The 1,031-nt window shown below is 74.3% G+C and carries 2 protein-coding genes; both read right to left on the bottom strand.

Annotation, left to right across the window (positions count from 1 at the left end):
• On the bottom strand, positions 1–339 hold a 339-nt coding region (locus D3P35_RS25855; RefSeq protein WP_157982356.1), incomplete at its 3' end, for a hypothetical protein.
• A 20-nt stretch (positions 340–359) separates the two neighbouring features.
• Positions 360–1,031 (bottom strand): hypothetical protein (locus D3P35_RS25850; RefSeq protein ID WP_157982355.1); only part of this gene is annotated, 672 nt, incomplete at its 5' end.

Below are 1,031 nucleotides of genomic sequence, written 5' to 3'. Positions count from 1 at the left end.
CGTGACCTTGGAGATCTCCGGCAGGGAAGCGGGCTGGTAGGCGCCGAGCACCTCGCAGGCCACCTCCGCGCCCGAGACCCCGGTGACGCGCACCGTGATCGGCAGCAGCGTCTCGGCGCGGGCGAGCCGGTCGCCGGTGGCCCCGATCGCCGCGGCCTGGTCGGCGTCGACGCTCTCGCGCGCGGCGGCCTCGGCGGCGAGGGCGGCGGCGGTGGCGCGGGTGCCCAGGTCGCTGTCGAGACTGGCGAGGGCCGCGTTGATCGCGGCCTCGATCTGTTCGCGGGTCGTGCGCTTCGGGTCGGTCCCCGTGGTGGGGATCGTGACGGTGGGGGCTGGCATGGGATGCGCTCCTGGTCGGATCAGGGATCGGTGGTGGCGGCGGCGCCGGCGGAGAAGGGCGAGACGCTGCCGAAGGGCCCGATGGTGCGGGCGAAGTAGTGCCGGGTGGTGGCGGCCCCGAGCCCCTCCTCGGTGAGGGAGACGGTGGTGTTGGCGCCCGCGTAGAGCGTCTCGCCGAGCTTCACGGCAGCAGAGCTGTCGCCCTCGTCGGCGCCGAAGATCTCCGCCCCGCGCACGTCGCGGTCATTGGGCAGTCGGAAGGTGACGGTGATCGCGCCCGTGCCCCCGGTGGCGGTGCCCTCGGTCGGCGCATCGAGCGTGTATTCCGGCCCCAGGGCGAGCACGCCGGTGAGCGTGCGCCAACCGGAGTAGCCGCGCGTCGAGTCCGCCTTCACCCGGATGTCGTAGAGCGCCCCGGCGGCCACGGGGGCGACATGGCCGAAGAGATTGCCGGCGCCGTCGTCGACCTCGGCATCGATGCGCCCGCCGCTCTGCCAGGTCCGGCCCTGCCTGCGGTACTGCCAGGCATAGCCGGTGACCGAGCCCGAGACGGAGGGCGCGAAGGCAAAGCGGATGCGCGGCAGCACGCTGTCGCCGGTGGCAAGCGCCACCTCCGGCCCGGTGGTGGCCGAGAGCGGGCCCGGCAGGCCGATGCCGGTGCGGGTGGCGTCGAACGCCTCCTCGACGATCTC

Source organism: Oceanicella sp. SM1341 (assembly GCF_003448965.1).
GTDB lineage: Bacteria > Pseudomonadota > Alphaproteobacteria > Rhodobacterales > Rhodobacteraceae > Paroceanicella.
This window is presented reverse-complemented; position numbering and strand designations above follow the sequence as displayed.